The 21,967-nt window shown below is 60.1% G+C and carries 19 protein-coding genes; 6 read left to right on the forward strand and 13 right to left on the reverse strand.

Annotation, left to right across the window (positions count from 1 at the left end; genetic code table 11):
* Nucleotides 1-60: 60 nt before the first annotated feature.
* Complete coding sequence (locus MOQ06_RS04165; protein WP_242171351.1) at nucleotides 61-942, reverse strand: helix-turn-helix domain-containing protein; 882 nt, start codon at nucleotides 940-942, stop codon at nucleotides 61-63.
* Nucleotides 943-960: 18 nt separating this feature from the next.
* Nucleotides 961-1,566 (reverse strand): NADPH-dependent F420 reductase, encoded by a 606-nt coding sequence (locus MOQ06_RS04170; protein ID WP_242171357.1) that lies wholly within the window; start codon nucleotides 1,564-1,566, stop codon nucleotides 961-963.
* Between the two features lie 108 nt (nucleotides 1,567-1,674).
* Between MOQ06_RS04170 and MOQ06_RS04175 the strand changes: the two genes are divergently transcribed.
* Nucleotides 1,675-2,598, forward strand: coding sequence for a LysR family transcriptional regulator (locus tag MOQ06_RS04175; protein WP_242171358.1), 924 nt, complete (start codon nucleotides 1,675-1,677; stop codon nucleotides 2,596-2,598).
* 45 nt (nucleotides 2,599-2,643) lie between these two features.
* Here MOQ06_RS04175 and MOQ06_RS04180 read toward each other — a convergent pair whose 3' ends face one another.
* The 7 genes from MOQ06_RS04180 to MOQ06_RS04210 are packed head-to-tail and all read right to left on the reverse strand — an operon-like array spanning nucleotide 2,644 to nucleotide 14,009.
* Entirely contained in the window at nucleotides 2,644-4,845 is a 2,202-nt protein-coding gene (locus MOQ06_RS04180; RefSeq protein ID WP_242171361.1) for a sugar-binding domain-containing protein, read from the reverse strand.
* The gene (locus MOQ06_RS04185) at nucleotides 4,835-7,510 is read right to left on the reverse strand and encodes a response regulator (RefSeq protein WP_242171363.1); all 2,676 of its coding nucleotides are present in this window, start codon (nucleotides 7,508-7,510) and stop codon (nucleotides 4,835-4,837) included. Before MOQ06_RS04185 ends, MOQ06_RS04180 begins: the two co-directional genes overlap by 11 nt.
* Nucleotides 7,511-7,512: 2 nt before the next feature.
* Nucleotides 7,513-7,947 carry a globin gene (locus MOQ06_RS04190; RefSeq protein WP_176609685.1) on the reverse strand — a complete coding sequence of 145 codons (435 nt, stop codon included), beginning with the start codon at nucleotides 7,945-7,947 and terminating at the stop codon, nucleotides 7,513-7,515.
* On the reverse strand, nucleotides 7,944-9,338 hold the full coding sequence (locus MOQ06_RS04195) for a DUF3131 domain-containing protein (protein ID WP_242171365.1): 1,395 nt from the start codon (nucleotides 9,336-9,338) through the stop codon (nucleotides 7,944-7,946). Before MOQ06_RS04195 ends, MOQ06_RS04190 begins: the two co-directional genes overlap by 4 nt.
* Nucleotides 9,323-10,870: a DUF3131 domain-containing protein gene (locus MOQ06_RS04200; RefSeq protein WP_242171373.1), complete on the reverse strand. Its 1,548-nt coding sequence runs from the start codon at nucleotides 10,868-10,870 to the stop codon at nucleotides 9,323-9,325. The genes MOQ06_RS04195 and MOQ06_RS04200 overlap by 16 nt, the downstream gene beginning before the upstream one ends.
* A complete protein-coding gene (locus tag MOQ06_RS04205; RefSeq protein WP_242171376.1) occupies nucleotides 10,867-12,198 on the reverse strand; it encodes a DUF3131 domain-containing protein in 1,332 nt (443 codons plus the stop codon). The genes MOQ06_RS04200 and MOQ06_RS04205 overlap by 4 nt, the downstream gene beginning before the upstream one ends.
* Nucleotides 12,195-14,009, reverse strand: coding sequence for a cellulose synthase catalytic subunit (locus MOQ06_RS04210; RefSeq protein WP_242171379.1), 1,815 nt, complete (start codon nucleotides 14,007-14,009; stop codon nucleotides 12,195-12,197). Before MOQ06_RS04210 ends, MOQ06_RS04205 begins: the two co-directional genes overlap by 4 nt.
* A 284-nt stretch (nucleotides 14,010-14,293) precedes the next feature.
* Here MOQ06_RS04210 and opgC point away from each other — a divergent pair, with 284 nt between their 5' ends.
* Genes opgC through MOQ06_RS04235 form a run of 5 tightly spaced genes read left to right on the forward strand, consistent with a single transcriptional unit; the run spans nucleotide 14,294 to nucleotide 18,399 of the window.
* Nucleotides 14,294-15,511: an OpgC domain-containing protein gene (gene opgC, locus MOQ06_RS04215; RefSeq protein WP_242171387.1), complete on the forward strand. Its 1,218-nt coding sequence runs from the start codon at nucleotides 14,294-14,296 to the stop codon at nucleotides 15,509-15,511.
* A 10-nt stretch (nucleotides 15,512-15,521) separates the two neighbouring features.
* Nucleotides 15,522-16,421, forward strand: a complete 900-nt coding sequence (locus MOQ06_RS04220; RefSeq protein ID WP_148421454.1) for a hypothetical protein — start codon at nucleotides 15,522-15,524, stop codon at nucleotides 16,419-16,421.
* An 8-nt stretch (nucleotides 16,422-16,429) separates the two neighbouring features.
* Nucleotides 16,430-17,644, forward strand: a complete 1,215-nt coding sequence (locus MOQ06_RS04225) for a SpoIIE family protein phosphatase (protein WP_242171389.1) — start codon at nucleotides 16,430-16,432, stop codon at nucleotides 17,642-17,644.
* A complete protein-coding gene (locus MOQ06_RS04230; protein WP_242171393.1) occupies nucleotides 17,634-17,972 on the forward strand; it encodes an STAS domain-containing protein in 339 nt (112 codons plus the stop codon). The genes MOQ06_RS04225 and MOQ06_RS04230 overlap by 11 nt, the downstream gene beginning before the upstream one ends.
* A gap of 7 nt (nucleotides 17,973-17,979) precedes the next feature.
* Nucleotides 17,980-18,399, forward strand: a complete 420-nt coding sequence (locus MOQ06_RS04235) for an ATP-binding protein (RefSeq protein WP_267591100.1) — start codon at nucleotides 17,980-17,982, stop codon at nucleotides 18,397-18,399.
* A 90-nt stretch (nucleotides 18,400-18,489) separates the two neighbouring features.
* Here MOQ06_RS04235 and MOQ06_RS04240 read toward each other — a convergent pair whose 3' ends face one another.
* From MOQ06_RS04240 to MOQ06_RS04255, 4 genes are read right to left on the reverse strand one after another with little or no spacing between them, the layout of a single operon-like run.
* The gene (locus MOQ06_RS04240; protein ID WP_176609689.1) at nucleotides 18,490-19,665 is read right to left on the reverse strand and encodes a cupin; all 1,176 of its coding nucleotides are present in this window, start codon (nucleotides 19,663-19,665) and stop codon (nucleotides 18,490-18,492) included.
* 11 nt (nucleotides 19,666-19,676) lie between these two features.
* Entirely contained in the window at nucleotides 19,677-20,468 is a 792-nt protein-coding gene (locus tag MOQ06_RS04245) for an aldolase/citrate lyase family protein (RefSeq protein ID WP_176609690.1), read from the reverse strand.
* Complete coding sequence (locus tag MOQ06_RS04250) at nucleotides 20,450-21,193, reverse strand: alpha/beta hydrolase (RefSeq protein WP_242171395.1); 744 nt, start codon at nucleotides 21,191-21,193, stop codon at nucleotides 20,450-20,452. Before MOQ06_RS04250 ends, MOQ06_RS04245 begins: the two co-directional genes overlap by 19 nt.
* Nucleotides 21,194-21,201: 8 nt before the next feature.
* Nucleotides 21,202-21,966, reverse strand: a complete 765-nt coding sequence (locus MOQ06_RS04255; RefSeq protein ID WP_242171404.1) for an SDR family oxidoreductase — start codon at nucleotides 21,964-21,966, stop codon at nucleotides 21,202-21,204.
* Nucleotide 21,967 lies beyond the last annotated feature (1 nt).

Here is a 21,967-nt window from a genome sequence, read left to right on the forward strand (position 1 = left end):
ACGTCTGAAGCACGGGTCAATAATGGCTCTTTCGGGCGGTCGCTTCGCGCGGGCTTTTGCTCAAACTGTCGGGCTTTTGCTGCGAACGGCATCGCGGCGATAGTGGGAGGGCGTCACGCCGTTATGCCTGAGGAACACGGCAGCAAAGTGGCTGGGGCTGGTGTAACCGACGTTCAGCGCAATATTGATAATGGAATCATCGCTTTCCGACAGCATGCGACGCGCCTCCTCCATGCGTAGCCGGATAAAATAGTGGGAAGGTGAAAGCCCGGTAGACTGTTTGAAGGCGCGGCTGAAGTGGTATTCGCTAAGCTCGGTCAGCGTCGCCAGCCGTGCCAGATCAAACGGCTGGGCCAGCCCTTCGCGCATTGCCGTGAAGACCCGGTGCAGCTTAAACGCCTGCAGGCCGCCGCGGTGTCGTTTCGTACGCGTGCCGTAGGTGCGGATCAGGTGTACCGCCAGCGCCTGCGCGATGCCCTGGATAAACGGGCCGCTGGGTGGATTTTGCAGATACAGCTCCTGGCGTATCTGCTCCAGCAGGGCGGACAGCGTTTCGTCGCGCGCGCCGGAGACTTCCCGCAGCTCGTATTCCTGCATCATGGCCACTCCCATATAAACATGCATAACGACGAACGGCGCGTCTGGCCCGGCGCGCCACCGCATTTCAGTGGGAGAGGCTGCCGTCGTGAGAAAGAAATCCCCTGCGCTAACGCGGTTAGATAGCCACGGTTCACCGGGGGAACGCTCCTCCACGACGGCCTGGCCGGAGAGGATCCAGACGATAAAAGGCTCCGGCACCGCCGGAATAATGACGTTTTCATGCACGTGCCTGCGCCCCAGAATTTGCACGAATACGTCCCGGGAGGATTGCGCCCGATGTTCCCTGAGCAGCCTGCCGGGAAGGTATTCTTCAAACGTCTCTGCGGAAGTACGCTGCGTCATCTTTATCGTTGCCCTTTGCTATGCCAGTTGAACCAGGTTTACCGCCGGAAGAGGCCCTTCGGGGAACTGTTGAAGCGTACCGCCAACCTCCAGGCTGCCTAAATCGATAGTTGCGAAACCCAGCTGCCCGGCCAGCGCGATGACCTCCGCCTTCGCATCAGCATGGTCTCCGGAGATAAAGACGACGCGACGCCCGCCCGCCTGCGCCGGATCCTGAGCCAGCACCCCGGCAAGCAGGGTGTTGAAGGCTTTGACCACGCGCGCCCCCGGAGCCCAGCGGGTGACGACCTGACTTGAGTTTTTCCCACCCAGCTCAGCCAGCCTGTAGCCAGGCAAAAGCACCGGGTTGGTGGCGTCAATCAGGATACGACCTGCCCAGCTGATGCCGCTTAACGCGGCTTCGGTTTTGTCCCAGTTGGTGCTGACGAAAACGATATCGGCTTCAGCGGCCTGGCGTACGGTGCCGGCGCGTGCCCCGCGGCCCAGTTTCTCAACCACGTCGGCCAGGCTTTCCGGCCCGCGGCTGTTGCTAAGAATAACGTTTATCCCCGCTTTAACCAGCTGCCCCGCAAAAGCTTGCCCGATAGCGCCAGCGCCGATAATACCCACAGTTGTTGTTTTCATGCTGAATTTCCTTCAATGAAGAGTAGTGAACGTGCAGAGAGAGTAGTAATCTTTAACCTATCTGAATAGCCTATATAATTAGATGGAATCCATCTGCCGGAGCGATACATGCTGGACGGTATGTCTGTTGATCAGCTGCGCACCTTTATTGCCGCGGCTGATGAGGGGAGTTTTTCCGCCGCCGGGCGCAGGCTGCGGCGCGCGCAGTCGGTCGTCAGCGCGACGCTGGCAAACCTTGAGGCGCAGGTCGGGTTTCCGTTATTCGATCGCTCCGGACGTTATCCGAAGCTGACGGAGGCGGGCGTCGCCATGCTGGAAGCGGCACGCCTGGCCGCGGCCGGGATGGACGCGTTTAAGGCGAAGGCGCGCACCCTGGCAGAGGGGCTGGAGCCTGAGCTGGCGGTGTCCGTCGATGTGATGTTTCCCGTTGCCCGGCTCACCGCTGCGGTGCAGGCGTTTCATCAGGCATTTCCCGACACGCCGCTGCGTTTGTACGTGGAGGCGCTGGGGGCGGTGCTCCAGCCTTTGCTGGACGGCCACTGCCGGGTGGCGATTACCGGCTCGCTGCCGCACCTCCCGGCGGGTTGCACCGCTGAATTTCTTCTCAGCGTGCCCGCGGTGGCCGTTGTCTCCCCCGGGCACCCGCTGGCTGACGCGTCTGGCCCGATCCTGCGCTCGCTTTTACAGGAGCACGTCCAGCTGGTGCTGGCCGACCGCTCCTCTCTTACCGCGGGCCGGAGCTTTGGCGTCATGTCGTCAAAGACATGGCATTTGGCGGATATGGGCGCGAAGCACGCCTTCCTGCGCGCCGGGCTTGGCTGGGGCTATATGCCGCTGCCGATGGTTGAGGAGGATCTCGCGGCGGGAAAACTGGTCACGCTGAACGTGCAGATGCAGCCCGACGTCGGGCCCGGTTTTTCCATGCAGGCGGTGCACCTGGAAGAACGTCCGCCGGGCCCGGCCGGACGCTGGTTCGTTAACGCGCTGAAAATGCAGGCCGGCATGCCGGGGGTAAACAGCAGCGACGGTTAGCCAGCGCAGGCAAGCGGAGCCCTTCTGGTGCAGCGCGTGTTCAGCTTATTGCGCTGAAGGGCCTTCTACCTTCTCCAGGCGCAGGTTGCTCCCCACGGTTTTACCGGCGCGATCCGCAATGTCATACTCAATGGTAACGTTATGCCTGCTGCCCGGCGTGACGGCGATCTCCTTTACCCTGCTGCCCGAATCCGGGGGAAGCGTAAGGGTCGTTGTGCCTTTAGCCAGCACCCGACCATTTTGCTTCACCTGCCACTTCAGACGACACGCCTCACAGGCGGACCAGGTGTCATTGATTGCCCACAGGCGAACCGTGGCTTCGCTTCCCTCACGCCACACCGCCGTCACGGGTTCAATCGACGGCAGAATGGGCTGATAGGCTTTTTGCAGCGCGTAGTAACCCGGTTTAGGCTTACGCAGATAATCCACGACGCCCCAGTTGATGGAGGGCCAGGTTTCAACAAACATAAAGTGGAAGAGGGCGGTAACCGGCTGATAGCGCTGCCGACGATAGCTCTCCGCCGCCATTGCCACCAGCTCCGCCTGGTAACGCTGGGTGTTGGCAATCATCTCCTGAATGGTATTGCCCCGCGGAATATTGGCAAATTTGAAGGTCTGGAAGGGCTGGAAGTTATGGTATTTCCAGTGCGTCCAGCCGGGATCGTCGGCGGCGGTGCTTTTCGGCCACATCAGGCGGGCGGGGATGATGGTTTTCAGCGTTGAGAATCGCGGTAGCGCCTGAGCGCCAAATTCCGTGATGATCGCGGTTTTGGCGGGGCCAAGGAGATCGCGCATCGTGCCAAAGTACCATCCGGCCCAGTAGTGTTCTTCCACCGCGGAAAAACGATGCACAATGCGCGAGGTGTCTTGCGCAAGCGCGTCTCCCACGCGTTTCGTCAGCGTCTGGTTAAGGGTTTTGTTCCAGTCGGGGAAGCGTTTTTCCATCCACGGTGAATTCCACGGCGGCTCGTTATGACCACCCCAGACGATAATGGCCGGAGAGTTGCCAAACTGTTCGACCATCTCGCGGGTCTGCCGCGCGGCATTGTCCGCAAAGGCGTCGCTGTTATCGTAACCCCATTGCAGGGGTACATCCTGCCAGATCATCAGCCCCATTTCGTCAGCCACATCGTAAAGCGCCCGGCCTGCCACGTGCGCGTGAACGCGTATCGCGTTGGCGTTCATCGCCTGCACCAGCCTGAAGTCGCGGCGATATTTCTTGCGCGTCATGGTGCTGAGCCAGGGGGAGCCGATGTAATTACTTCCCTTGATAAACAGGCGCCTGTCATTGATCAGCCAGCCCCTGTTTTCTGGCTGCGCCTCCATCTTGCGCAGGCCGGTACGGGTCACCGCGGTATCCATCACCCCCTGCTCATCCACCAGGGTTGCACGCACCCGGTAGAGATTTGGCCTGCCATAGCCCACAGGCCACCAGAGCTTCGCGTCTTTCACTGGCAGCGTGACGTTGAGGGAGCGCGGCTTACCGTCCGTTTTCGCAATCTGTACCGGAAACGTCCGTTCCGTGCGCGTGCCGGAGAAATTATCAGGCGTCGCTGACAGGCGCAGGGTGACGGGACCGGCAGATAACGCCCGATAGCGGATCTCGGCGTGCAGAGCGGGCTTGCCCAGCCCCTCGCGCCAGTCCGGACGCAGGATCACCTGATCGATAGTCACGCCGCGACTCAGGTGTAGCTTCACCGGTGCCCAGATCCCACCGGAGTTGGCGTCCTGGCCATTCTCTGCCCAGGCCCCGCCCGGGCGAGTGTCGTGCTGGTTAAGCACGCCTTTGAACAGCGTTTTATGCAGCGGCCAGATTTTTTTCGGATCTTCCCAGGGGCTGTCTACCCGCACGGCGAGCCTGTTGTATCGCTGTAAAGCATCGCTTATGTCTACGGAGAAGCGCTGAAAATATCCCTCGTGACGGGCAAGATGCCTGCCGTTGAGCGTGACGTCGGCAAAATAGTCCACGCCATCAAAGACCAGGGTAGCCATGGTATCGGGCGCGCGCCGGGGCAGGGTAAATTCGTGGCGGTACCAGAGGGCACCCTGATGATCGTATCCGGCGCTGTACCAGTTGGCCGGGACCCGAATTTCTCGCCAGCCGCGGTCAGGCGCACTGGCGCCGTCAAAGGTGCTGAGGCTGGCGTCATGCACGCGCCACGTTCCGGCCAGTGACCAGGTAATCGGCTGGCTGGCCTGGGCCAGCAGGGGGCTCAACGCCAGCAGCAGAAGAAGCCTAGGGATCATGTTTAACCTCCTGCGCTCTGCGGCGCAGCCAGGCCGCAGAGCGTCTGGCCTCCTCGATAAGATCGCCATGTGAAGCGCGCAGCCCGGTCTGGGTCTGCGAGAGCGCCTTACCCTCAATCTGCTGAAGCACGTCGGACAGAGCGCTGAAGCCGAGGGTGACTGCTTCGCCGCGAAGCTTGTGAGCGGCCCGCCGCACGGCCTCGCGATCATCATGCTCAATGTTCAACGCTATGGCCGCCACCGCCTCGTCAAGGCCGCTGCCGAACAGCGCCAGCAGCTCATTGACCAGCCCGGGATCGTCCGCGCACTGTTTTAACAGGTGCGTCTCGTCCGGTAGCCCCTTTTCTTCACCGGGGATAACGCGGGCTATCTCCTCCGTAAGCGCCTCCTGACTTACCGGCTTGGCAATATAGCCGTCGAATCCCATTGCCAGACAGCGCTCCTTGTCGCCCTGCATGGCGTGGGCGGTCATCGCAATGGCGGGCTGATGGTCGCGCCCCTGCGCGCGCGAGGCTTCCCGAATCAGGCGAATGGCGGTTTCCCCGTCCATTTCCGGCATTTGCAGATCGATAAGCAGCAGGTCCCAGGGCTGTTCGCGCCAGCGTTCAAGGGCCTCGCGGCCATTGTTTACCACCTCGCACCGGTGGCCGAGCCGTTCAAGCAGGCGTCTGGCGACCTTCTGATTCACCAGGTTATCCTCGGCCAGCAGGATACGCAGACCGGCCTGCGCCGTAACGGGCGCAGGAGCGGGCGCAGCGGCGGGGGACGCAGGCGGGGCAGGCGCAAGGACGCTGGCGATGGTCTGACAGAGCTCACGCTGGGCGACCGGCTTATGCAGATAGCGGGCGATACCGATGCGCTTCAGCATGCTGGCGTCGAAATGGCGGCTCATGGAGCTGAGCATAATGATGTGGCTTTGCTCGGCCTGTGGCATAACGGAAAGCTCAAGGGCCAGCGACACGCCGTCCATGTCCGGCATCTGGGCATCAAGCAGGATCAGCGGCCAGCGCCCCCCTTTTGCGGCCAGGATTAAGGCCTCCCCGGCGTTGTCAACGCAGGTCGGCGTCAGGCCCATCTGACGAAGCATGGTGTCAAGCAGGCGCAGGTTCGTGCTGTTGTCGTCCACGACCAGGACCGCTTCGCCGTTGAAGCGTACTAAGGGCGCGCCCGCGGCTGGCGGGGCCTGCTGGCTCTCCAGGGGCAGGGTAAAGGCAAACTCGCTGCCTGCGCCCGGCTCGCTCTGCACCGTCAGCTCGCCGCCCATCAGTTTCACCAGGCGCGCGGAGATGGTCAGCCCCAGGCCGGTGCCGCCGTAGCGGCGGGTAGTGGAGCTGTCGGCCTGGCTGAAAGCCTCGAAGATGGCCTGTTGTTTCCCGGCAGGGATGCCAATGCCGCTGTCGCGAATGCGAAACCGCCACTCTTTTTCGCTTTCCGCAGGCTCTATCGCCAGCAAAACCTCGCCCTGATGGGTGAACTTAAGGGCGTTGCCCAGCAGGTTGGTGAGGATTTGACGCAGCCGGGGGCCGTCGGCTATCAGCACGTCCGGCACCGCCGGAGCGATATCGACCAGCAGCTCGATGCCCTTTTCGCTGGCGGCGGGCATGTGCGGGCGGATCAGCGACTGCACGAAGGGGCGGATCTCCAGCGGCTCGGTATCGACGGTCATCTTGCCCGACTCAATGCGGGAAAAATCGAGGATGTCGTTGATGATGTGCAGCAGCGACTGGGCTGAACTCATTACCAGCGTCAGGTATTCCCGCTGCTCGGGATTGAGCTGCGTGTCCAGACAGAGCTGAGTCATGCCGAGAATGCCGTTCATCGGGGTGCGAATTTCGTGGCTCATGTTGGCGAGAAAGGCACTTTTCGCCTCGTTGGCCTCCCGGGCCACTTTTGCCGCTTCAATGGCCAGCAGCTCGGCCTCCTTGCGGCGGGTGATGTCCTGCAGGGTGCCGATGACCCGTTCGGCCTGCTGCTGCATACTGAGCGTAACCACCTGCCCCGAGATCAGCATCCAGCGCCAGCCCTGGGTCGCGTGCTGCACGCGAATTTCACATTCGAATACCGGCATATGCTCCTGCTTAGAGGCAATCATCGCGTTGCGCAGGACGGCGCGATCCTCTTCATGGACCAGGTTAAGTAAAAAGCGCAGCGGGTAGTGCAGTTGCGTGCGCGACTGACCCACCATCGCCAGCAGCGTATCGTTAACCTCCAGGCTGTCGTGAGAGACCTGCCAGTTCCAGATGCCGATCTGAATAGACTCTGCGGTCAGTAAAAAATCATCGTGCAGCTGGTGGCGAGAGCGCTGGGCGTCGTCAAGCTCGGTAATATCCGTATGCAGGCTGAGGATGCCGCCATCGGCAAGACGCTGATGCTGCACGTAGAGCCGCCGGTTTCCCGACTGGCGCACCTCGCGATGGCTTAACTGACGGCAGTTGCGAACGATCGCTTCCCGCAGGGTCCGGCGGCGGGTGGGGTCAATGTTGTAGCCTGCATCAATAAATTTCTCCGCCAGGCTCTCAAGGGTGGCGCCGGCGCTCAGCCAGGGGGCGATCACCGGGTAAAAGCGCGTTATCTGGTCGTTCCAGGCCAGCAGACGCTCGGCGGGATCGTAAATCATCACCCCCACGGGCAGCGCGTTGAGATCGAAACGGGATGTGGCTCGCATGGTTACTCACCTCTGGCCTGATAGTGCAGCTCCGCCTGGCGGCGCAGATACTCCAGCCCGGGCGCAATCGCCATCGCCCAGGCCGTGAGGATCTCCTCATCGCAAAGGGGATCGCAGGCGCGCACGGTCCTGAGCATTGCCTCCCGCCAGAGGCCGAAAAATCGCGGCGGCAGGCGCAGCCCTTCATCGCTCTGCTCCCGCGCAAGGCGTTCCAGAAAATCTGGCACAAAGAGCGCACCGTCAACGGCAAGCATGGCGAAAAAGCTCTTGAAGATCATCTGCTGGCCATCCCGGCCCTGGCCCCCGGCAAAGTGCTGCTCCGTTTCGGGGGACATATGGATAAAAGTCTCCCAGAACGCCTCGAAAAAGTGCCGTTTATCATTCTCCGGCAGGACGCGGTTCAGGCTGGCGTCAAAGAGATCGCGATAAAATTTCATGGTGCGGCCCTCGCGCCACGTTCACCCGGCAGGCAGAGGCCGGGCGGGTTGAAGGGATCCGACGTGCGGCGGGCAAAATAGCCGTCGTTTTCCACAAGGCCGTTTTCAAACAGCGGCCCGGCGTTGTGTTTGTACAGCAGCGCTTCCAGCACCATGGCGTTGGTCGAGAGGGTGAGCGTCGGGTTGATGTCGCCGGTTGCCTCAACGCGGCCCTCAAACCAGCCCTGATTCGGGTTATTCAGGTGTCGGGTTACGGCCATCAGGGCGTCGGTGTATTCGGTCTGCCACAGCGTCCAGAGCACAAAGACCGCTTTCGTCGTCACCTGCGCCAGCCGGGGATAGCTTTTACCGTCATCGCCCAACGTATTCCAGGCGTAGCCATTCCCCCAGACGGCGTCCTCGACGCGCCAGGGCGCACGGGAGAGGTAAAAATCGGCGCGGGCGGTGAGCACGCCGTCGCGCTCCCAGCGCGTTTTCTGGCTGAGCCATACCCCTTCGGCCCGGGCGCGCAGCGTTTTTTGAATATCGGAGGCCACCCCGGGCGGCTGCCAGCCAAACTCCAGGCCCGGAAGCATGGCGGGGAGGGTAGAGAGCAGCGACGGCTGCCAGGTCGTTCTTGGATCGCGCGCGTCAACGGCGAGGCTGCGCTGGTAGAGGATGACGTTCTGAGAAGGCGGAGAAAATGCCTTACCCGATGGAAATCCCCACAGCCGAAACGCGCTGGCAGCATATTCGCTTTCACCCAGCCGCAGTTCATCGCGCACCACCGGCTGCCCGTTCTGCACCGACGCAGACCACAGCTCCCCGTCCTTATCCATCACCGGACAGAAGTTCCAGCGCAGGATGATTTTATCCAGATATTCGCGGTACTCGGGCGCCCGCTCGGCAGCGAGCCGCAGGGCCAGCATCAGCCGCGCCATATCTTTCGCCGACCATCCGCGCTGCGCCGGTTTTCCCGTGAAGTCGATGGGCGAGGCCGTTCGGCTGGAATAGAGCCTGCCGGGGGTGCGGGTTTCGGTCAGCGTCAGGCGATTAAGGGTTCCGAGCAGCCGCGTCAGCCGGGCATCGAACTCGTCCGCCCGGATCAGATCCAGCTCGCGGGCAGCCAGCAGGGCGATTAGCGTATCGCCCATTTGCCACAGCGTAACGCGCGGCTGCTTATCGCTGCCGTTAACCAGCCCCGTCTGAGGCTGGGTGTTATTCTCGAAATAGCGCCAGGCGATACGCGCCCACTCCCGCTCCTGCGGGGTCAGGCTACTGATGCGCGCGGTGGTGTGCCAGCCACCTTTGGTCAGCCAGCGCCACCCTGCGCCCTCCCGGCCGAACAGGGCGAAGGTGATAATAAGCATGAGGACGGCAGCAGCCAGCCAGCGGGCTAAGGTCTTAAGCATTGTGCGGTCACCGGCGGCAGTTTCACAGGCTCGTCCGTATTACAGGTGGCACATTGACAGGCCTGGCAGGCGGGTTTGGCGCGCAGGGTAGTCCCGGTCTGTTCACACCAGGTCTTCACCGCTGGCGTACCGTTCAGGAATGGACGGTTGCGCGAGGCATTATTTGGCTCAAACAGATCCACCAGCTTTTTTTCCCACAGGGAGGGGGCAAAGTTGCGGTCTTTGGGGTTATCGCTGTTGAACTGCAGCAGCTTGCCCTCTTTTTTGAACAGCAAGGCTTCCAGCATGATGCCGTTGTTATTGGCGGTGAACTCTTTGATGGGGCCGTCGCCGTTTTCGTACAGCCCTTCATAGTACCCTTTGTCCGCCTCGTTGGCGTTTTCAATGGCGTCCAGCAGGCGGTCGGTATAGGGCGAGTTCCAGAGCACCCACATCCCGAGCGCCGCCTTCAGCGAGACGGCGGCCGTGTTGGGAACGTATAGCCCCTTATCGGTGATGGTGTTCCAGTTGAAGCCGTCGCTGAATACGGTGTCGTAGACGAAGTAGGGGGACTTATCGAGTTGATGCTCAGAGCGAGCGGATAAGATACCGGTGATGGCGTAGCGATTCTCCTGAGCCTGATAAACCCTGTCGGCGAAGTTTTTCATCCACGGATGGGAGTAGTCGCGCGGACTGTTTTCCCTGTCCGTCGGCTTGTCGAAACCAAATTCCAGGCCGTAAAGCACATAGGATTCGGTTACGACGTAATTATGCTGGTTGGTAAGGCGCGGATCGCGCGAGTCGTAGGGCACCATTACGCAGTAGATCTCCGCCAGCTCGTAGGGCTGAGGCTGGCTGGACTGACAGGTTCCAAAGCCCCACAGCGCAAAGCCCGCGGCACCATACTCTTCGTAGCCCAGCCGCCCCTCCTGCACGTACTTCGGCTGGCCGTTTTCCAGGTAGGCCCCGTACATCATTCCGCAGGGGTTAATAACGTTGGTGAAATTCCACCCCAGCATCACGTTATCAATGCTGTTGCCGTATTCCGGATAGCGCTCCTTAATGACCTTCAGCCAGATCAGCATCCTGCCGATGTCCAGCGCCGAGAAGCCAATCTCGCCAGGCTTGTTCTGGTAGTTAACCTTCTGGGCGGTGATGGTGTTATAGGCTTTGTTGGGCAGCTCGTTGCGGAACAAATCCAGTTTGTTCAGGGTGGCGAGTAATTTCAGCATTCTGCGATCGAATTCAGCTTTATCAATAATCCCCAGCTCCCTTGCGGCCGTCATCGCGGCCATATAGGAGGCGCTGTCCCACATGGTGGTTGAGGGAAATTTATTGACCGCATTCACCAGGCCGGTAGTGGGCTGGTAGTTAGCCACGAAATATTGCCAGGCGTTTTTGGCAATGGTCATCTCCCGGGGCGTGAGGTCGCCGCTGCGCGGAGGGTAGTCCGAGGCGGGAAGCCCGGTCGTCGCCTGTGCCGCAGCGAGTGAGAGCCAGCACGCCACAAGCCCGGCCAGAAGAGGAAAAAAGAGTATTGATTTCAGCTTCATGGCTTCGCTCCTGCTGAAGAGGTTGGGGGAGTGGCGGGGCCAGGGCAGGCCAGACAAAGCATCTGACCGTGGGCAATGTACGCCAGGCTTTCGAGGACGACGGCATTGGTATCGGCGTCAACGATATCGTTGACGCTGCTGTTAAGATTAAGCCCGCGCTGCCAGCCCTTGCCCGGTACCTGTAGCTTCTGCACCTGCTGGCGCAGCGCTTCGCTCCAGCCGTTGCGGAACAGGGCGTACCAGGCAAAGGCGGTGCGGGTCGAGGTAATCGCCGTTTGCTCCGGCGTGGCGTCAAGCAGGGCGCTGTTTTGCAGCGGCTGGCGATCCGGCAGATCGTTGACGTAATCCGGCGCGGGCTCGGCGTAATCGGTGCTGATCGGGGGCTTGCGGACCCGCAGGCTATGACGGCGCTGCTGGATCTGCATAATGCGCCACGTGATTTCTGCGCTCTGCGCATCAAAGCCCAGCTCGAGGCCCGTTAATAAATAGGGAAGGCTGATAAGCGAAGGCTGACGACCCCACGGCGTGCGCAGCCCTTCGTCGGGCACCATTATTCCGTCGATGTCGATCATCTGCTGCCCTTCTGGCGGGTTCGTTACCGCCAGTCCCGCCGCGCTGTCGATCAGCCGAAGCGTATGGCTTGCATAAAGACGGTAGCCGAAGCTGTTTCGCGGCTCGTCCGTCGCCAGCGCCCAGTGGTGTAGCGGGACCGCGGCCTGGCTGGTGGTGCTGTTGGCAATCAGGGCGCCCGTCTTCCAGCGATCGAGCAGACTGCGCACGGCGCCAGCATGCTGAGGATAGCGCCACAGCAGCGTTTGCAGGGCGTTTAGCAGGCGGCCCATGCCGATCGCCGAGGCGTCCGGTTTGCCCAGGGCTTCCAGCGTGTCGGCATGGTAATAGGCGGCGGGCAGCCCCTGGGGATTGAGTGGAAGGCTGGCGAGGGCGGCCAGCGCGGCCGCGATGCGTTCATCAAATTCGTCGGGAGTAAGAATGTTGAGCTGCCTTGAGGCCGCAACGGCAAAAAGATAGCTGCCGGTGCTCCACAGGCTGAGCCAGGGTTCCCCGTCGTGCGCGTTGGCCAGGCCATTCGGCTGCGTGTTGTTCACATAATACTGCCAGGCCACCCGCGCCCAGATCGCTTCTTCGAATGTCAGTTCACGCGGAGCGGGCAAGGGCGGGAAATCGTTACTCAGCGACATCCCCGCGCTGCTCTCAACGCGTGTCGGCATCTGTTTTTCAACCCAGACGACAATAGCGAATCCCAGCAGAAAGCCGAGCAGGATAGTGAGGTAGCTGCGGGCTGACAAAAGCGCGTCGCGTTTTCTCATTCCCTCACCTCCTCTTCCGCCGGGGTCCACATGGCGGCGAAGATCAGCGGCAGCATGGCGGCAATATTAACTGCGCCCCAGAAGATGTTGATGACGTAGCCGGACGGATCGTCAACCTGCCCGCGTGCGACCTGAAAACCGCCCCAAATCAGCCCGGCCAGGGTGAGCACGACGATGGCGATCTGCGGTTTTACCAGATAAAGAAAGCGCCCCGTCTGCCGCTCTTTGGGGGTGACGTGGAATTTGATCTGCTCTCCGCGCAGGACCGTGTCGAGGGCGCGCAGGTTCATGGAGAAGAAAGAGAGATACGATGCTCTGCCATCCCAGGCTGATATTCCCCAGGTGCCGAACATAAACGCCAGCTCCGACACAATAAAAAAGGGCAAAAAATGCAGGTAGAAGGGTTCAGACCACGCTGATACAGGCGGAATACCGGTAAACAGGTAAATAATGGGCGATATCAGGAAGATAGTGTTCCACACGCAGGCCAGATAGGACCAGAAGGTGGTGGCGTACATCAGGGTTTGCGGCAAAGAGAGCTTAAAACGGCGGCGGCTGAAAATATTGTCGTGGAACAGAATATCCAGTGAACCCGCAGCGTATTTGAAGCGCTGGATCATCCACGTCAGCATGTCCTGCGGAGAGAGCATTTTCGATTCGATCCGCGGGTGCATTACCGAGCGCCAGCGGCGGGCCGCATCGCCGTGGAGCAGGATTGAGGTATAAATATCTTCCGATACGTGAAACTTATAGGGCGTAAGTTCTGTGTCGAAGGCCACGTGAGGGCGCATGGCGTCCTGAAGGGTTTCGCGCATGACCGGATCGCGTATATCCCGCGTGTGGCGATCGATCTCTTCTTCAACCGTCCAGACGTAGCTGCGCAGCGCCGCCTGCATTACCGCTTCGCGCCTGTGGACAGAGGCCGCACCGCAGCAGAAGGCGGCGTTGGCCCAGTTTCGCCGGCGCAGGATCACGTCATAAAACATGCGCGGATCGTTAAAAAAGGGATCGCGACCAACGGTTACTGGCCCGATAAGCTTCTGGGCGAGCCATCCCAGCCCGTATCCCGTTTTGCCCGCTTTTCGCCCAAGCCAGCGCGCGAGGTTTTCCCCCTCCGGCAGGTCGAAGAACCACTGCGGCGTCTGGACCCAGGCCACGTCAGGGTCGCGAAAATAGCCCAGCGTGTGGCTGAGCAGGGTTGGGAAAACCCGGGTATCGGCATCGCAAATGATCAGGAAATCGCCGTCGGTTTGCTCAAGCCCGTTTCGCAAATTGCCGGCCTTGAAGCCAATATTGGTCTGCCGGGAGATGTAGTTGGCACCTTCCCGATCGCAGACGGCTTTCATTTCCGGGCGTCGGCCGTCATCGAGCACGTGCACCCTGTAGTCCAGCGGGAAGGGGTAATCCATCTTCATGGCGTCCCGAATAGACAGCCTGACCAGCTCCACATCTTCTGAATAGGTTGCGATAAAGAGATCGACCTTTATCGGTCTCGCTGCTTCCGCGTCTTCGGGGCGCAGGCAATCATTGATCTCAGCGGGGGGCGGGGTTTGCGGCGGATCCTCTTCTTTCCACAGGTTTATGGTGAACAGCACGGTGCCGATCCAGGCCAGGGTTTCAGCCAGCACCAGCGGAATGGCATACCACAGCGCGTCGGTATTTAAGGAGGCTGTCCAGCGCCAGTAAAGATAATTAGCGCCTAAAATCAGCGCGGCAACCGCCAGTACCTGCCATGTGAGCATTACCCAGCGCGGTGTCTTAAGCGGTTCAGGCGGCTGGCGATGTTCAAAACGGGAAAAATAAAAATCCATAGAGAAGGATATCCTGATTCCACGATAGCGATTAATAAGAGACCCGTTGCCGACAGGGAGCGAAAAACAAAAAATAACGTCCGCTAAAACAAAAAGTAAAGTAAGTGTAGATGGTGGAAAAAATAATTCCAGAGGTGTGAAAAAGCGATCGTTTACGCATGCTTAAATAATCGTTACCTACGCTTAATAATATCGTAAGCGTTTTCAAAAATTGCCAGATGCATTTCTTTACGCTATCTAAATAAAATACAAGAAACTTTTTAGCATGGAGAACGCGACGCCCCATGAGCCAGATTGCGCCTGTGCTTATAAAGAAAGATATCGAAAAAACAACGACCTGGCGTTACGTTCTGTCGGATAAACGTGATTTACGTATTGATTTTATGCGCGGTATCGCGTTAGTGATGATGGTGGTAGCGCACACGGAGGTGATGTCGATATTTAATATATTTACCTGGGAAAGGTTTGGCCTGACAACCGGTGCCGAAGGTTTTGTCATCCTTTCCGGATTTATGCTGGGAATGTTAAACCGCGCCAGATTGCAAAAAGCGGTATTGTTGACTATATCCTGGGGGCTTTATCTGCGCGCGTGGAAAATATATCGCGTAAATATCATTATTATTCTTTCATTTTTGCTGTTAGGGTATCTGCCGTTTATTAACGTCTATGAGGTTACCCATTTTACCGATCGTTACTCGGGTACAGCCTGGTCACTGTATCCGGTGACGCCGCAAATTAAGGAAACCTGGTTTAACATTGTCCTCTACCTGCAAATTGGCCCTCATCAAACGCAAATCCTGGGTCTCTATATTTTTCTTCTGCTGTTAAGCCCGCTGTTTTTGGGAATGCTTCAGAGAGGGTACGTCTACTGGCTGCTGGGCCTGTCGTTGCTCGTCTACGGCTGCTGGCAGGTGTGGCCGGTGCGGGTGACGCCGTCCCAGTTTGAATTCGCATTTCCGCTGCTCGCCTGGCAGTTTATTTTTGTGCTGGGAATGTGCAGCGGCTGGTACAAAGAGGAGTTGATCTCCTTTGCCCGCACGCCCGCCGGTAAGGTGGTGCTCGTGGCGCTGGTGATGATTGCGCTGGTTCTTGGCTTTATTGCCCAGAACCATACCAACCCGTTTATGCCGCCCGCGCTGCTAATGCACAGCCTTTCGCCGGAGGACTTTAACGCGTTTTACCATACCTGGGCGGCAAAAAATGGCCTGGGACCCGTCAGGGTACTTAACGATATCTGCCTGATGGTGACGGTCTATCTGCTGCTGACCCGGTGCTGGCAGCCCCTGTATCGCCTCGCGGGCTGGTTTCTTATCCCGCTGGGCCAGCATTCGCTTTATACCTTTATTTTGCACGTCTACGTCGTGTTCCTGGTAAGCCAGTTCGTCACGTTCGATCTGTGGCGCCAGGCCTGGGTTGTGAACACCTTCATTCACGCGGCGACGCTGGGCGTGCTGTGGCTGATGGCGAAATATAACGTCGCCGCGCGCTGGATACCTAACTAAGGAAGGGCAGATGCGGGATAAATTGTTGCTGACCTGCGCGCTGTTGTGCGTTGCCGCTGGCGCAGAGTCGGCGCCGAAGGACGATGCGCAAGCGCTACGCGATAAAAACGACGAGCCGGTGCAGATGGGCGTGTTTACCAGCCGGTGGGGGCGCCTGTTCTCCGGGAATGAGGACGTCTTCTCTGGCGCGCTGAGCTTTAGTTCCGGCCTGAAAGAGCAGTGGATGACCATCCCTAACAGTTCCGACAGCGCAGAGCAGAAACGAAAATACAACCAGACGCTCAATCTCAGCCTGCAGTACTCACCCTACAGTTACTGGTTTGCGAACGTGACGTCGCGGTTGCCGGTGACGGACACCAGCCGCTATACGGCCGATTTTCGCTACAGCTTTGGCTATGACGACTGGCATGCCAACACGGTGAGCCTGGTTTACAGCAATTACGGGGATAACCGCTTCTGGACGTCAGGTACCCGTCGTCACACCTATTTTGAGCAGGGGGCCGTGACCCTGGCGTATAAATTTTCCCTGCCGAAGCCCGTGGAGAATACCCTCCTGATCAACAAGGGCGACTCCATCATTTGCCAGGTGGGCTACAGCTGGGTTCCGCGCTATTACGATCTGGACAGCAACGATATCCGCAAAAACAAGAACGTGGTGCTGAGCGGGTGTGGCTATACCTTTAAGCAGCACTTCTTCGTGCGCGCCACGGCGTTCTGGTTCCCGGACAGCAGCCAGCAACAGCCCTGGAACGGTGACTACAGCTATAGTTTTGGCTACGCGGGCTATACGCCAGGTTCATTCTCAGTTCAGTATGCAAACTACTCCGGCACACGTTATCCCGGCCACCAGAGCGGCAGCGGCAAATTCCGGGAAGGCACCATCAGCGTCATCTGGTTCTTACCGCTTTAGGAGGGCGTATGGGGTCGCAGCACGTCCTGATTGTAGAAGATTCACTGGTGTATCGTCGCCTGCTTAGCCGAATGCTGACGCAGTGGGGGTATACCGTCAGCGAGGCGGAGAATGGCGTCGCCGCGCTTGAGATCCTTGAAAGCCAGCCCGTCAGCCTGGTGATTAGCGACTGGGAGATGCCGGAGATGGATGGCCTGACGCTGTGTCGGGAGATCCGTCGCCGCCAGTTCGGGCATTATGTGTACTTAATTTTGCTTACGGCCCGCGAGGAGCCGGGCGATCTGACGGTGGGGTTTGATGCCGGTGCGGATGATTTCCTCAGCAAGCCGGTTGAGCAGAGTGAGCTGCGGGCGAGACTGCACGCGGGAGCCCGCGTGCTGTCCCTGGAAGCCACTCTCGCTGCGCGCAACGCCCATCTCAGCGAGGCCTTAAGGCAGATAGAGCAGGATCTCGAGGTGGCGGCGCGCATCCAGCAGTCGGTTCTGCCTGCGCATCAGCTGCGCTACCGGGATTACTTTGCCGACTGGATTTTTTTGCCGTCAGCCTGGGTATCGGGCGATATTTTCAATGTGTTCCCGCTGGACAACCATCTGGGATTCTACTGTGTTGATGTCTCAGGGCACGGCGTGGGGGCGGCGATGATGTCTCTTGCCGTAGCCCGTCAGTTTCTGCACGGCAGGGCGGTGGAGCGTTTTCTTTTTGCGGACGAGAGCGATGTTGCGTCTCCCGCGGAAGTGGTTCGCATCCTGAACGGTCGCTTTTGCAGCGAAGAGGCCGAGATAGTGAGCTATTTCACCATGATCTACGGCGTTATCGACCTGGCGACGGGTGAAGGTAAGCTCTGTCAGGCCGGGCATCCTACCCCCTTCATTGTGAGCCCCGGCGGCGAGGTCAGGACGGTCGGTGAAGGCGGTGCGCCAGTAGGATTGATGCCGGATCTCAGCTGGACGGACGTGAGCTTCTCGCTGGCGGCGGGAGAGCGCCTCTGCCTGTTTAGCGATGGCATTACCGAGTGTGAAAATCCTGACAACGAACAGTTCGGTCAGGCTCGTTTGCAGCGTTGGCTCCAGAATGACGCCACGCTCGCGCTGGATCGGCTTTTACCGCAGTTTGCGCAGCATCTTATCCGCTGGCGGAGCGGAGAATGCCGTGAACAACAGGCCATGGCCGACGATGTTTCCTTATTAGTGATTGAGCGTACAGGAGTAAACGATGAACATTGATACAGACCGGCTGAGCGACGTAAACATTATGACGCCGTCGGTGCGCCGGCTGGACGCCTCGGTGGCGGCAGGGTTTAAGGAAGCCATTGCCAGGGAGATTGGGGAAGATCGTAAAGCCCTGATTGTCGATTTCAGCAAAATCGATTTCATCGACAGCAGCGGCCTTGGCGCGCTGGTTTCCCTGCTGAAGATGATGAACGGTAAAGGTGAAATGATGCTGTGCGCCCTGAACCCCGGCATAAGCAACATGTTTACCCTGACCCGGATGGATCGAATATTTCGCATTTGCCCCGATCGTGCGACGGCACTCGCGCAGCTGGGTCGGTGAGCTGACCGTGGCTAACGACATCTCGCTTCCGGCCACGTTAACGTCGGTCTCGCCGCTTGCGGCGTGGCTTGCGCATCAGATGGCGCCGCTGCCCGTCAGCGACGAATGGCGCTTTGCGTTCGATCTCGCCGCCTGTGAAACGGCAACCAACATTATTCGCCATGGGCTACGCGAGGATCCGAAACGTTGCTTCACCGTGGAGTTCATCGCTACCGCCACGGGCGCGACGCTGCGTTTTACCGACGACGGCGATGCCTTTCCCGCTGAACGCCTTGAGGCGGCACGTAACGACGCGTCGTTCGACGCCTGCCTTCTGGCTGAAAGCGGCAGAGGGCTGAAACTCATTTTGTTGTATGTGGATAATTTCACGGTGGAAAACGTTGCGGGAAGAAATATCACCGTTCTGGAGAAGGGGATGGCCGGATAATTTTTGACGTATGGGAAGGGACGGTGCGTGGATAAACACGGTGGCGCAGCCAGGCCTGCGCCATTATCATGATTGCGGGCATAGGCCCGGTCAGGCATCCGCCTGCCATTTTTCCAGTATCGCACCGGCCCGACGGGCCGTGGCCGGCAGGATGTCGGCATCGGCCACGTAGCCATCAGGATCGAGACAGCGGTTATACTTTCTGGCCTGGTGCAGGATCTCCTCGTCCCAGTAAAGGCGCTTCCGCTGGTCGCCGCGGGTGGTGAGAATAAATTCGGCGTCGCTGCCCGTCGCGCGATAGCGACGCCAGCTGTTTGCCGGAACAGAGATCACCGAGCGCTCCGGGGCGATGACGCTCACCTCTTCGCCCGCCTCGTTCCAGATCACCTCCAGCTGGCCTTTAAAGACCATGATCACCTGAATATCCGGGCACAGGTGTCGGCCCACAACGTGATTATCGGCAAGGCGCAGCCATTCGACGGAAAAGCCGTGCGGGCTGGTGATGGCGGGAGCGGCATTCCGATCCTGTGAAATGCCGAAACCGATGACCGGCGCGATTTCGCCGCCGTGCCCGGGCAGCGCGGAGTCCAGCAGCCCGCGCGCTGACCAGCAGCGGTCATCACCGGTTACCGCCCGCTGGCGCATCTCCTCAACGCTGTAATCGCGAAGCCCGGCGACGTAGTCTGCTGACAGCGGCGTCAGCAGCGTGGCGGGTTCGGGCGGCGGGTCGCCTGCCTCCTGCGCAATCAGCATGTTATCTTTGCTCAAATACATACCGTACTCGCTGGCGGCCGCGAGCACTGAAGGGTGCCATATGATGCCGCCCGTGTTGTCCCCGCCGAGCACGGTAAACACCATTCCGCTGGTGTCTTCTTTACTGACGTTGGTGAAGCCGCGGAAGATCCAGGTCGGGATGGAGAGGATGGCCGGTGCGCTAAATTCCGCTTCATGTTCACCGCTGGCGCCCCAGCGAAAGCGCCACGTCCCTTCGTGGATCAAAAATACTTCCGCCGTAAAATGCAGATGCAGGTTATTGGTCACCCCTTTCGGCATCGCCGCCGCGCCGATGTTAAAGCCGTGCGGCTCGGGAATATTCACCACCTGCTCGCTGGACTGCGTGACGCCGGGGCCGATGAACGAATAGTTCTGCTTGAGGTGCGAACCGGGCAGCCTGCAATCAATAAACGCAAGGTTGCAGGAAACCATATCCTCGGGGGCAATTAACCGGCTTCGCGCCTGGCTCTGGGTTAGCGTAATGGTTTTCATCTTTTCTCCTGTTAATAACCGGACGCGCCGGTGGCGGGGATAGCGTTGCCGCGCGCGAGGGCAATGGCCTCACGCGAGGCGCGGCCCAGCTGCATGACGTCGTTTGCGGGCGTGACAAACCGGAACCCCTGCGCAATACGCGCCGCGGCGGCGGTGCCGGAGGTACAGAAAATCCCGGCAATTTTTTGCTGCCGGCGGCAGCGGTCAACCACCCGCTCAACGGCGGCAACCATTTCAGGGTGCCGGGATTCAGCGCTGGCGCTGCCCGTCAGCGTCAGGGAGAGATCGTTGGGGCCAATAAACACGCCGTCCAGCCCGTCGGTGTCGAGGATTGCGTCAAGGTTTGCCAGCCCCTCGCGGGTTTCGATCATCGCCAGGGTCAGGATCTCGTCGTTGGCGTGCCGGGGATAATCGCTTCCGCCGTAGAGCAGCCCTCGCGCAGGGCCAAAAGAGCGAAAGCCCAGCGGCGGATAGCGGCACGCGGCGACGAAGCGACGGGCCTCCTCCGCGCTGGAGATCATCGGGCAGATCACGCCGTAGGCCCCTGCGTCCAGCACGCGCATGATTTGCGCCGGATCGTTATCCGCAACGCGCACCAGCGGCACGGCTGGGGTGGCTGAAAGCGCCTGAAGCATCGTCAGCGCGCTGGCAAAATCGATCATACCGTGCTGCAAATCGACGGTGACGGCGTCGTAGCCCTGGTGGCCGATGATTTCCGCGCTATAGCCGGAGGGGATCGCCAGCCAGCCGTTAACGATCGGGGTATTTTCCCGTACTGCGGTCTTTAGTCTGTTGTTGCGCACTGTATGCACTCCGTTATCCACTGACGCAGCGGCGGGGCAACCTCGTCCGGTGTTTCCAGCGGTATAAAATGCCCGCCGGTCTCCACCGTGTACCACGTCGCGTCCGCGTTGCCTGCCGCCAGTAACTGGTGATGTTGGGGCGTGCAGATCGCGTCCTGCGCCCCGTTGATAAGTAGGGTGGGGCAGGAGAGGGCGTTAAACGCTGCCCTGTTATCCTGCCGGTGAATGGCTATTTCCGTCTGCTCTGCGAAGGTGGTGATACCGCACTCCTCCGCCATCCGGCAGATAACCTCCCGCAGAGCGCGGTCGTGCAGGCGTGACGGGGCGACATAGCTTCGCCACAGGGACGACGCCAGCCACTCAGCCACGCCCTGCGACCGGGCGGCGCGTACCGCTTCCCGCCGCGGCGCGGCATTTTCCGGCGGATCGGCGAGGGGATTGGCGGACATCAATGCCAGCCCCTTTAGCCTTTCTGGCGCGTCGGCGGCAATTTGCAGCGCGACAATCGCGCCGAGAGAAAACCCGGCCAGCAGGAAGCGCGGCGGCAGCACGGTTAACAGCCGGCGTGACGCCTGCCGCGCGGACTCTGCTCCCGTCAGCGTGACGCACAGCACCGCCGGAACGTTCAGCCGCTCAATGACGGGCTGCCAGAGGCGGGCGTTACAGAGCGTGCCGCCGAGCAGCACCAGCGGCAGGTCGGTGTTATCGAGAAGCGGAAGTGCCATCTTATCCCTCACGTTGCCGTCCAGCCGCCGTCAACCATCAGCGCGCTGCCGGTGATCAGCGCGGCGGCATCAGAGGCGAGAAAGACCACCGGGCCCATAATGTCCTCAAGCCTGCCCAGCCGGCGCAGCTTGATGTTCTCCAGCACGTAGTGGCGAAACGCCGGATCGGCCAGCGACGAACGGGAAAGGTCGGTTTCAATAAAGGTCGGGCAGAGCGTATTTACCCGAATCCCCGCCTCACCCAGCTCCAGCGCCATGGTTCGGGTTAGCCCTTCAAGGGCGAACTTTGAGGCGCAATACACGCTGCGTCCGGGGCCGCCCACGTGCCCCATTTGCGAAGAGACGTGAACGATCGACCCGCCTTTATTGCCCGCCCGCATTCGCCCGGCGACGCGCTGGCTGACAAAAAAGGTGGCGCGCAGATTGAGCGCCATCACCGCATCAAAATTTTCCTCGCTGACCTCAAGAAATGGCTGGTGGCGCGCCAGCCCGGCGCTGTTCACCAGAATGTCGAGATCCGGCAGGTTTGCCAGCGCGCGCTCCACGTCATGGGGTTGGGTGATATCCAGCGCTACCGTCTGAAGCGTGAGCCGGTGTCCGGCGGCCAGGCCAGCGGCGCTCGCCAGCGCGTCACGATCCCGGGCGGCAATCCATACCTCTGCGCCCGCCTGCGCGAGCGCAACGGCGGCGGCAAAGCCAATCCCTCTGGAGCCGCCGGTGACCAGCGCGCGTTTGCCGTGCAGGTAAAAAGAAGGCGTTTGCGGTAGCGTCATG

Source organism: Enterobacter sp. I4, assembly GCF_022669095.1.
In the GTDB taxonomy this organism is placed as follows: Bacteria; Pseudomonadota; Gammaproteobacteria; order Enterobacterales; family Enterobacteriaceae; genus Enterobacter; species Enterobacter pasteurii.

Excerpts from the sequence above, each read along its gene's own strand:
- MOQ06_RS04165 (WP_242171351.1), bottom strand. The coding sequence starts at position 942 with ATGACGCAGCGTACTTCCGCAGAGACGTTTGAAGAATACCTTCCCGGC.
- MOQ06_RS04170 (WP_242171357.1), bottom strand. The coding sequence starts at position 1,566 with ATGAAAACAACAACTGTGGGTATTATCGGCGCTGGCGCTATCGGGCAA.
- MOQ06_RS04175 (WP_242171358.1), top strand. The coding sequence starts at position 1,675 with ATGCTGGACGGTATGTCTGTTGATCAGCTGCGCACCTTTATTGCCGCG.
- MOQ06_RS04180 (WP_242171361.1), bottom strand. The coding sequence starts at position 4,845 with ATGATCCCTAGGCTTCTTCTGCTGCTGGCGTTGAGCCCCCTGCTGGCC.
- MOQ06_RS04185 (WP_242171363.1), bottom strand. The coding sequence starts at position 7,510 with ATGCGAGCCACATCCCGTTTCGATCTCAACGCGCTGCCCGTGGGGGTG.
- MOQ06_RS04190 (WP_176609685.1), bottom strand. The coding sequence starts at position 7,947 with ATGAAATTTTATCGCGATCTCTTTGACGCCAGCCTGAACCGCGTCCTG.
- MOQ06_RS04195 (WP_242171365.1), bottom strand. The coding sequence starts at position 9,338 with ATGCTTAAGACCTTAGCCCGCTGGCTGGCTGCTGCCGTCCTCATGCTT.
- MOQ06_RS04200 (WP_242171373.1), bottom strand. The coding sequence starts at position 10,870 with ATGAAGCTGAAATCAATACTCTTTTTTCCTCTTCTGGCCGGGCTTGTG.
- MOQ06_RS04205 (WP_242171376.1), bottom strand. The coding sequence starts at position 12,198 with ATGAGAAAACGCGACGCGCTTTTGTCAGCCCGCAGCTACCTCACTATC.
- MOQ06_RS04210 (WP_242171379.1), bottom strand. The coding sequence starts at position 14,009 with ATGGATTTTTATTTTTCCCGTTTTGAACATCGCCAGCCGCCTGAACCG.
- opgC (WP_242171387.1), top strand. The coding sequence starts at position 14,294 with ATGAGCCAGATTGCGCCTGTGCTTATAAAGAAAGATATCGAAAAAACA.
- MOQ06_RS04220 (WP_148421454.1), top strand. The coding sequence starts at position 15,522 with ATGCGGGATAAATTGTTGCTGACCTGCGCGCTGTTGTGCGTTGCCGCT.
- MOQ06_RS04225 (WP_242171389.1), top strand. The coding sequence starts at position 16,430 with ATGGGGTCGCAGCACGTCCTGATTGTAGAAGATTCACTGGTGTATCGT.
- MOQ06_RS04230 (WP_242171393.1), top strand. The coding sequence starts at position 17,634 with ATGAACATTGATACAGACCGGCTGAGCGACGTAAACATTATGACGCCG.
- MOQ06_RS04240 (WP_176609689.1), bottom strand. The coding sequence starts at position 19,665 with ATGAAAACCATTACGCTAACCCAGAGCCAGGCGCGAAGCCGGTTAATT.
- MOQ06_RS04250 (WP_242171395.1), bottom strand. The coding sequence starts at position 21,193 with ATGGCACTTCCGCTTCTCGATAACACCGACCTGCCGCTGGTGCTGCTC.
- MOQ06_RS04255 (WP_242171404.1), bottom strand. The coding sequence starts at position 21,966 with ATGACGCTACCGCAAACGCCTTCTTTTTACCTGCACGGCAAACGCGCG.